The 8,174-nt window shown below is 62.7% G+C and carries 11 protein-coding genes; 7 read left to right on the plus strand and 4 right to left on the minus strand.

Going from position 1 to position 8,174, the window contains the following annotated elements:
• The first annotated feature begins 51 nt into the window (after window positions 1-51).
• Complete coding sequence (locus tag HF027_RS01535; protein WP_168012192.1) at window positions 52-378, plus strand: YnfA family protein; 327 nt, start codon at window positions 52-54, stop codon at window positions 376-378.
• A gap of 18 nt (window positions 379-396) precedes the next feature.
• Here the strand turns inward: HF027_RS01535 and arsB are convergent, their stop codons facing one another.
• A complete protein-coding gene (gene arsB, locus HF027_RS01540) occupies window positions 397-1,422 on the minus strand; it encodes an ACR3 family arsenite efflux transporter (protein WP_168012193.1) in 1,026 nt (341 codons plus the stop codon).
• A 445-nt stretch (window positions 1,423-1,867) separates the two neighbouring features.
• Here arsB and HF027_RS01545 point away from each other — a divergent pair, with 445 nt between their 5' ends.
• The 3 genes from HF027_RS01545 (at window position 1,868) to HF027_RS01555 (ending at window position 3,588) form a co-directional block, all read left to right on the plus strand.
• Window positions 1,868-2,071, plus strand: a complete 204-nt coding sequence (locus HF027_RS01545) for a cold-shock protein (protein ID WP_136253473.1) — start codon at window positions 1,868-1,870, stop codon at window positions 2,069-2,071.
• 348 nt (window positions 2,072-2,419) lie between these two features.
• A complete protein-coding gene (locus tag HF027_RS01550) occupies window positions 2,420-3,028 on the plus strand; it encodes a gamma-glutamylcyclotransferase (protein WP_168012195.1) in 609 nt (202 codons plus the stop codon).
• Window positions 3,029-3,180: 152 nt separating this feature from the next.
• Complete coding sequence (locus HF027_RS01555) at window positions 3,181-3,588, plus strand: gamma-glutamylcyclotransferase family protein (protein WP_168012197.1); 408 nt, start codon at window positions 3,181-3,183, stop codon at window positions 3,586-3,588.
• Window positions 3,589-3,735: 147 nt separating this feature from the next.
• On the opposite strand, the gene HF027_RS01560 is transcribed toward HF027_RS01555, so the two are convergent.
• The 3 genes from HF027_RS01560 to HF027_RS01570 are packed head-to-tail and all read right to left on the minus strand — an operon-like array spanning window position 3,736 to window position 5,463.
• Window positions 3,736-4,503: a class II aldolase/adducin family protein gene (locus tag HF027_RS01560; protein WP_168012199.1), complete on the minus strand. Its 768-nt coding sequence runs from the start codon at window positions 4,501-4,503 to the stop codon at window positions 3,736-3,738.
• A 41-nt stretch (window positions 4,504-4,544) separates the two neighbouring features.
• Window positions 4,545-4,844: an NAD(P)-dependent oxidoreductase gene (locus tag HF027_RS01565; protein WP_245184403.1), complete on the minus strand. Its 300-nt coding sequence runs from the start codon at window positions 4,842-4,844 to the stop codon at window positions 4,545-4,547.
• Between the two features lie 37 nt (window positions 4,845-4,881).
• Window positions 4,882-5,463, minus strand: a complete 582-nt coding sequence (locus HF027_RS01570) for a helix-turn-helix domain-containing protein (RefSeq protein WP_168012203.1) — start codon at window positions 5,461-5,463, stop codon at window positions 4,882-4,884.
• 118 nt (window positions 5,464-5,581) lie between these two features.
• On the opposite strand from HF027_RS01570, the gene rhtA reads away from it, so the two are divergent.
• The 3 genes from rhtA (at window position 5,582) to HF027_RS01585 (ending at window position 8,042) form a co-directional block, all read left to right on the plus strand.
• Window positions 5,582-6,460: a threonine/homoserine exporter RhtA gene (gene rhtA / locus HF027_RS01575; RefSeq protein WP_168012205.1), complete on the plus strand. Its 879-nt coding sequence runs from the start codon at window positions 5,582-5,584 to the stop codon at window positions 6,458-6,460.
• A 140-nt stretch (window positions 6,461-6,600) separates the two neighbouring features.
• The gene (locus tag HF027_RS01580; RefSeq protein ID WP_168012207.1) at window positions 6,601-7,203 is read left to right on the plus strand and encodes a sigma-70 family RNA polymerase sigma factor; all 603 of its coding nucleotides are present in this window, start codon (window positions 6,601-6,603) and stop codon (window positions 7,201-7,203) included.
• The gene (locus tag HF027_RS01585; protein WP_168012209.1) at window positions 7,200-8,042 is read left to right on the plus strand and encodes an anti-sigma factor; all 843 of its coding nucleotides are present in this window, start codon (window positions 7,200-7,202) and stop codon (window positions 8,040-8,042) included. The genes HF027_RS01580 and HF027_RS01585 overlap by 4 nt, the downstream gene beginning before the upstream one ends.
• Window positions 8,043-8,174: the final 132 nt, after the last annotated feature.

Here is an 8,174-nt window from a genome sequence, read left to right on the forward strand (position 1 = left end):
TAGGCTGGCAAGCCCATTCTTGATCGCCTGACGTTTCACGGGAGCCCCTGCATGCTCACACCGCTGCTCTATGTAGCCGCCGCCCTGGCCGAGATCGCCGGCTGCTTCGCCTTCTGGTCCTGGTGGCGCCTCGACAAGCCGCTCGGCTGGCTGCTGCCGGGGCTCTTAAGCCTGGCGCTGTTTGCCTGGCTATTGAGCCTCAGCGACGCCGACTATGCCGGGCGCGCCTATGCCGCCTACGGCGGTGTCTATATCGCCACCTCGCTTACCTGGCTGTGGCTGGTCGAGCAACGTGCGCCGGATCGTTGGGACCTGATGGGCGCCAGCCTGTGTCTGGCCGGCGCCGCGATCATCCTGCTGGGCCCCCGCAGCGCCTGAGGCATGCGGCGCAGCGCATCAGGCGCTCGCGGCAAACATGTGGCGTCTGCGGTTGATGAACCACACCAGCGACAGCATCACCGGCACCTCGACCAAGACCCCGACCACGGTGGCCAGGGCGGCCCCGGAATGCAGCCCGAACAGCGAGATGGCCACCGCCACGGCGAGTTCGAAGAAGTTCGAGGTGCTGATCATGCAGGCGGGGGCGGCAACATCGCGGGGCAGCTTGAGCCAGCGCGCGCCGACATAGGCCAGCGCGAAAATGCCATAGGTCTGAATCAGCAATGGCACGGCGATCAGGCCGATCACCGCCGGGTTGTCGAGAATCGTCTCGGCCTGGAAACCGAACAGCAGCACCACCGTCCCCAGCAGGCCGAGGATCACCCAGGGCTTGAGCCGGCCGGTGAAGGCGGCGATACGCGCCTCACCGCCTCGGGGTTCGAGCCAGCGCCGGGTGAGGATGCCGGCTAGCAGCGGCAGCACGATGTACAGCACCACCGACAACAGCAGGGTCTGCCAGGGCACCTGGATGTCGGTGACGCCGAGCAGCAGCGCCGCGATGGGCGCAAAGGCGAAGATCATGATCAGGTCGTTAAGCGATACCTGCACCAGGGTGTAGTTGGGATCGCCCTCGGTCAGCTGGCTCCAGATGAAGACCATCGCCGTGCAGGGCGCCACCCCGAGCAGGATCATCCCGGCGATGTACTCGCTGGCCGACTGTGGGTCGACCAGTGGCGCAAACAGATAGCGAAAGAACAATACCCCCAGCGCCATCATCGTGAATGGCTTGATCAGCCAGTTGATCATAAGCGTCAGCACAAGCCCCTTTGGCCGCTTGCCCACGTTTCTGAGCGAGGCGATGTCGATCTTGATCATCATCGGATAGACCATCACCCAGATCAGCACCGCGACGACGAGGTTGACGTGGGCTACCTGAAGATCAGCAAGCTGCTGGAACGCCCCCGGCATCAGCGACCCAAGCGACACCCCGGCCAGGATCCCCAGTGCGACCCAAAGTGACAGATAGCGTTCGAACAGACTCATGCAGGTGACTCCTTGTAACGGGGTGGTCGGACGCGGATAGCACCCCTCGAGAAGCGACGAGGGGTCGAGACGACCGGGACGTTCTTACTCAGATAGCCCATCATACTGGCCGCGCCCTGCTTACGCGTTGACGCATGGCAATGCGCATACGGATTCGACCGCCACACGCAGATAAGAAGTGGGGGACCCTCTCGCGAAGCTCTAGCCGGCCTTCAGGGATATGTGCCGCCGATCAACATGCCGACTTTCATCGCGAACGTAAAATAGTGTTGACCTCCCGAGCCTAACGTGGAAAGATGCGTTCCAGTTGGTTAGCAAGTTGAATATAGTCAGTTGTAATCGAAGTCCTTCGGTAGCCCTGGTGTATATCTCCTTTGTTTTACCCACTATTACTCGGGTATCACCCGGCAACTGTAAGAGCGCTCTGCGCGTAAGGATTTTGAAAATGGCAACTGGCACAGTTAAGTGGTTCAACGACACTAAAGGCTTCGGCTTCATTTCTCCGGCAGACGGTGGCGACGACCTGTTCGCACACTTCTCCGAGATTCAGGCAGAAGGCTTTAAGTCTCTGCAAGACGGCCAGGAAGTTTCCTTTGACGTCACCCAGGGCAAGAAAGGCCTGCAGGCGTCAAACATCAAGGCGCTTTAATCTCCGACTAACCGTCGAGATTAGAAACGCCCCTCGAGCCGCAAGGTTCGAGACGCAAGGCCCGCTTCGGCGGGCCTTGTTGCGTTTGGGGTACCCTATCTCCAGCGCCCCTTCCTGACGCCTGGCGAGACGCCTCCGACGAGCAACGTCTGCCGAAAAGCGTCATGCAGAGAAAATCCCCAGGGGATTACCCCGGCAAGTAGTGACTCAACCCCTGCTGCCTGATGCTGGCACCGTGACAGACATCGCGCCACCGGTCTTGGCAAGAAGCGTTGAGTTTGCGATTGCGGGCCACCCCACGGCAAATGTCAGAATCAACATGTCTGCCTGACGCGACCCAGGATGCCCATGACGATCGACACGACCCACCTCAACCAGCAGATGACCCATTTCGACGGCCACCAGGAGATCTGGCTGTTCGGCTATGGCTCCCTGATCTGGAAGGCCGACTTCCCGTATCTCGAGCGCCGCCCGGCGCACATCCGCGGCTGGGTGCGGCGCTTCTGGCAAGGCTCCTACGACCACCGTGGCACCCCCGAGTCCCCCGGCAGGGTGGCGACTCTGGTGCGCGAGCCAGGTGCGACCTGCCATGGCATGGCTTACCGCATCACCCCGGAGACCCTTGGCCCGCTGGATGTGCGCGAGAAGAACGGCTATCTGCGGGTAGTCACCGAGCTGCATTTTGATGATGCCCATGGCGATGTGTCTCAAGCGAGCCAGGACCGCAAGGCCAGCGAGTCCGCAGAGGGCCTCGTGTATCTCGCCACCGAAGACAATGCCGCCTTTCTCGGCGATGCGCCCCATGAAGCGATCGCCCGCCAGATTGCCGAAGCATGTGGCGCCAGCGGCCCCAACCGGGACTATTTGCTCAACCTGGCCGCCTCGCTCGAACAACTCGGCCACCATGACGAGCACATTGTTTCGCTGGCAAGCCACCTGACCGATGAAGCATCCTAGTAAAGCAGCGACACTCGTTCAGCCGGGCAACACCATCGCTTGAGACACCCTGACTTACGCCAGACTTAGCCGGAAAACGCGTTTCCCTCTTTACCCAGATCGCCTTTACCCAGATCGCCCCTTGCCATGCACCCTTGAACCGCAGGTGAGCCATGCACTCCCCCGCTATCGCCATTCAACGCACGCCACTGGTTGCCGTCTACGGCACGCTAAAACGTGGCCTTCGCAATCACCACTGGCTGCACGATGCCGAGTTTGTCGGCGAAGACACCCTCACCACGGCTACCCTCTACGACCTGGGCCCTTACCCCGGCGCTCGGCTTGAGCCCTCCCGCGGCATCAGCGTCGAGGTCTTTCGGGTCGATAGCCGCTGTCTGACCAATCTCGACCGTCTGGAAGATTACCGCGTACGGGCCCCTGCCACCGGTACCTACGACCGCATGATACACAACACCGCCTTCGGGCCGGCCTGGCTCTATCTCTGCAACCTTGACGTCAGCGGCTGCCCGGCGATCCGCGAAGGCGGCTGGATGCCCAAGAACGCCTCGCACAACACCTGATTCAATGGAATGCGTGATTCGGCGACGCCGATCATCGGGGCATCAGGATATCCGCTGCTGCGGCCTGCCAGGCAGACGACTCGGCCGCCGTGCATCCATGGACCAACGCTGAAATGAATTCCTGCTCATGGCCAACAGGTCGCTCTGTCAGTCCCTGTAGCTGGGATCCAGCGCCTCCAGGGTGCGCAGGTGGGCTGCCCACTCAAGCTCGAGATCACCATCTTCATGAATCGCCTGGTCATACTGGCGCGCCACATGGCGGGCGGTTTCTTCCGACACCAGCCGCAGTGGCTGGCCAGTGGCCTGCGCCGTCACCTGCAGCTCGCAGGCACGCTCGAGATAGTACATGTTGTTGAACATCTCGGCGGCCGAGGCCCCGGTGGTCAAGAGGCCATGGTTGCGCAGTACCAAGGCCGGATTATCGCCAAGGCTTGCAACGATGCGCTCGCGCTCCTCCAGGTTCAGGGCGATACCTTCGTAGTCGTGGTAAGACACCCGCTCATGGAACTGCAGCGCGATCTGGTTGAGCCGCGTCTCGAGCCCCGCTTCTATTGACGACACCGCCACCCCTGCACGCGTGTGGGTATGCATCACCCAGGCCGCGTCATGGCTGGCGCCATGGATCGCCGAATGGATGGTGAAGCCGGCCGGGGTGACCTGCTCCGCGCTGTCATCGGCCTTGTTACCCTCGACATCGATCTTCACCAACGACGACGCCGTGATCTCTTCCCAGCGCCAGCCATAGGGATTGATCAGGAAGCGGCCTTCCTCACCCGGCACCCTGGCGGTGATATGGGTATAGATCAGATCCGTCATGCGGTAGTGGGCGGCTAGGCGATAACAGGCCGCCAGCGCAATGCGGGTCTCTCGTTCGGCATCGCTCATGGTGGTGCGCTTGGGTTGTTCGGAACTCATCGGACGCTCCTTAACCTTGACTAGCAAAAATAGGGGGGGCCTCAGTAGCCACGGGCGCGGGCGGTCTCGATCACCTGGCCTGCGACCACCCCCGGCAGTGAGTCACTGGCGATGTGTGGTGTGATGCGCAGGCGGTCATCCTGCCAGAAGGGATGATCGGCAGGCAGCGGCTCCTCGCGGAACACATCCAGGCTCGCCCCACCCAGATAGCCACGCGAAAGCATCTGGATCAACTCGTCCTCGACCAGATGCTCACCGCGACCGATCCGTACCAACCAGGCCCCCGGGGCGAGCGTCGCGACAAGCGTCATGTCGAGCACGTTCTCGATAGTTGGCGTCAACGCTAGCACGTCAAGAGGCAAACGACGGCTGAGCGGCTCAGTGCAGCACGTTGCGAATGAAACGCAGCGTGACCTCCCCCTCGTTGCAATAGGCGTAGGGCTGGTCACTCGGGAAGACATGAAATTCGCCCTCGGCGAGCGTGCGCGTCTCTTCGCCGGCACGCAGCGTCAGGGTGCCCTCGACCACCACGATCATCTCGTGCCAGCCCGTAGCGTCTGGCTCGGAGGAATAGCACTCGCCCGGCGCCAGCTGCCAGCGCCACAGCTCGACTTCCCGCGTGCCCTTGCTGGCCAGCAGACGACCGTAGCTTTCCGCCGAACGCCCCGCCCAGGCGATCTCATCGATATAGGCGGAATCCTCGGTCTCCGGCGGCTGCACCAGCACGTGAAAGATCACCCCCAGCGCCTCGGCCAGCCGATCCAGTGTGGTCAGGCTAACGTTGACGTCGCCACGCTCGACGCTCACCAGCATCCGCCGGCTGACGCCTGCCGCCTCGGCAAGCGCCTGTTGACTGAGGCCGGCAGCCTGACGCAGGCGGCGTACATTGGCGGCCACGTGCACCAGCACGTCCGGACGCGATGTTTTTTCGCCCGACCCATTGTGCAATATACTGCTCATCACTACACTTCCCGACACTGAGACCTGTTGACCCAGATCTATTTGACTTCACCCCGTGGCACTAACGCGCGTCATTGCGTTCACGGGCAACCCATCGCTATGAAAAGGAGAGCGTAGCATGAGCACATCGATGCAGGCCCGGCTGTGGCCGGTGGCGATCCTGATCGTGGCCATGACCTCGATCCAGAGCGGCGCTTCGCTTGCCACCTCGCTGTTTCCGGCAATCGGCCCGACCGGCACCACCGCCATGCGCCTGCTGATCGCCTCTATCATCCTGCTGGCCGTGCTGCGCCCCTGGCGTCGGCGCATCCATGCCCGCGGCTGGGGCACCATCGCCATCTATGGCGCAGCACTCGGGCTGATGAACCTGCTCTTCTATCAGGCGCTGAACCGCATTCCGCTAGGTATCGCCGTGGCACTGGAGTTCACCGGCCCGCTGGCCGTGGCCCTGCTCAACTCCCGGCGCTGGCTGGACCTTTGCTGGGTGGCCATGGCGATCAGCGGGCTGATCTTCCTGTTGCTGATCGGCGGCGAGAACGGGCTGGATGTGGACCCGGTGGGCGCCGCCTACGCCCTGGGCGCCGGGGTCTGCTGGGCGCTGTATATCCTCTTCGGCCAGAAGGCCGGCACCGATCACGGCACCCAGACCGCCGCACTCGGCATCACCATCGCCGCGCTGATCTTCTTTCCGATAGGGCTCGCCGAGGTAGGCACGGCGATGTTCTCGCCGGCGATTCTGCCCCTGGCGCTGGGCGTGGCGGTGCTTTCCACCGCCCTGCCCTACACCCTGGAAATGATCGCCATGCCGAAGCTTGCGACCCACACCTTCGGCACCCTGATGAGCCTGGAGCCCGCCGTTGCCGCCCTCTCCGGCCTGGTTTTCCTCGGCCAGTCGCTGACGCTGATACAGTGGCTTGCCATCAGCATGGTCATCGCCGCCTCCATCGGCACCACCCTGACCGGCCAGAAACCGGTGCCAACCGTGGCCGCCGGCTGACCGGCCCCGGCTTACAGACCCACCACATGAATGGGCCCGCCGCCTTGACCGGCAAGAGGGCGAAGCAGCACTCTTGCCAGTACACCGTCAGTCTCGATTAGCCGTTGGATGGCTATTTGGCCCCTTCAAGAGACCCCTTTATGCCAGATGCCTCACGGCCTTCATCGCCCCCCGATACCGCGTCGCCACCTGCCTCATCCGCCGGCATTCAGCACGTGCGTGATCTGCTGCAACGCGTAGCGGACAAGGATCGCCAGGCCTTTGCACGCCTCTACGACGCTACTTCAGCGAAACTCTATGGCGCCGTGCTACGTATCTTGGGTGACCGAGGCAATGCCGATGACGTGCTGCAGGAAGCCTACGTGCGGGTCTGGCAAAAGGCCGCGCTCTTCGATGCCGAGCGTGCCTCGCCCATCACCTGGATGGTGACTATCGCCCGCCATCTCGCCATCGACGAGCTACGCCGCCAACCCAAGGCACATAGCGATACCGAAGAGGCTCTGGCATCGATGCCCGCTGAGGGTCCATCCGCCCAGGATGAGCTCCATCAGGAACAGGATGCTCAGCGCCTGTACCACTGCCTCGACACCCTCGAGGAGGGACGACAGGACATGGTCAGGCTCGCCTATCTGGAAGGGTGGTCGCGGGCCGACCTGGCCACACATTTCGACCAGCCGGTGAATACCGTCAAGACATGGCTGCATCGAGCACTGAAGCAACTGAAGGGGTGCCTTGCATCATGACCGAACATGACGACCTGGACATGCTGGCCGCCGAATACGCGCTGGGCACCCTGGACGCCGATGCGCGCGCCGAGGTCGCAAAACGTCGCCAGCAGGAACCCGAGCTGGACGCGCTGATTGTTGCCTGGGAATCACGTCTCGCCCCTCTGAGCGATGAGGTGGCATCGGTGACACCCGACCCCGAGCTTCGCGAGAGAATCGTGCAGCGCATCGATGCGATCGAAGCCGAGGCCCGCTCACCACAAGCGGCCCCCGAACAAAGAACGACGAGCTCAATCGATACGACCGACACGGCTGGCACGACCGACAAGACCGATAAGAGCACTCAAGGCGACGAGCGCCAGCCCACGAGTGCGCAGGTGGCGAACCTGCGTAAGCGGCTGGTGCGTTGGCAATGGGGCACCGGCCTTGCAAGCGCCGCCGCGCTGCTACTCGCCGTGATTTTGGTCACGCCCATGGGCAGTGCCCCCGGCGAGCCCCCCTTCGTCGCCGTATTCCAGGAAGACGATCGCCAGCCGGCCTTCATGCTGTCCGTCGATCTTTCCAGCCGTCAGATGCACGTGCTGCCGGTCACCGCAGAGCCGTTAGCGGACAAGTCCTATCAGCTTTGGATCAAGGATGACTCGCTGGGCCCCAACCCCCGCTCCGTCGGCGTGCTGAACGATGACATGAGCCTGGATAGCCGCGCCCTGAGTGACTACGACCCGGCGCTGCTCAAGCGAGCGACCTTCGGCATCAGCATCGAACCCAGCGGTGGCTCCCCCACGGGCCAACCCACCGGCCCCGCCATACATGGCTATCTCTACCCCACCGATCAGGCGGGCGGCCAGCGGCTGTAATTTTTGGTTCATCGCAGACTGGCGTGAAAGCGAAGTGGTCTTAGGTAGAGACGGGATAGAGAAACGACGGTAAATCCGAGTAAGCTGATGTTCACCACAAACGTCTGCTCACGGATACCGCCGTTGCCATGG

It is taken from the genome of Halomonas salinarum (assembly GCF_012062845.1).
In the GTDB taxonomy this organism is placed as follows: domain Bacteria; phylum Pseudomonadota; class Gammaproteobacteria; order Pseudomonadales; family Halomonadaceae; genus Onishia; species Onishia salinarum.

Coding starts and splice junctions, on each gene's coding strand:
- HF027_RS01535 (WP_168012192.1), top strand. CDS start 52: ATGCTCACACCGCTGCTCTATGTAGCCGCCGCCCTGGCCGAGATCGCC.
- arsB (WP_168012193.1), bottom strand. CDS start 1,422: ATGAGTCTGTTCGAACGCTATCTGTCACTTTGGGTCGCACTGGGGATC.
- HF027_RS01545 (WP_136253473.1), top strand. CDS start 1,868: ATGGCAACTGGCACAGTTAAGTGGTTCAACGACACTAAAGGCTTCGGC.
- HF027_RS01550 (WP_168012195.1), top strand. CDS start 2,420: ATGACGATCGACACGACCCACCTCAACCAGCAGATGACCCATTTCGAC.
- HF027_RS01555 (WP_168012197.1), top strand. CDS start 3,181: ATGCACTCCCCCGCTATCGCCATTCAACGCACGCCACTGGTTGCCGTC.
- HF027_RS01560 (WP_168012199.1), bottom strand. CDS start 4,503: ATGAGTTCCGAACAACCCAAGCGCACCACCATGAGCGATGCCGAACGA.
- HF027_RS01570 (WP_168012203.1), bottom strand. CDS start 5,463: ATGAGCAGTATATTGCACAATGGGTCGGGCGAAAAAACATCGCGTCCG.
- rhtA (WP_168012205.1), top strand. CDS start 5,582: ATGAGCACATCGATGCAGGCCCGGCTGTGGCCGGTGGCGATCCTGATC.
- HF027_RS01580 (WP_168012207.1), top strand. CDS start 6,601: ATGCCAGATGCCTCACGGCCTTCATCGCCCCCCGATACCGCGTCGCCA.
- HF027_RS01585 (WP_168012209.1), top strand. CDS start 7,200: ATGACCGAACATGACGACCTGGACATGCTGGCCGCCGAATACGCGCTG.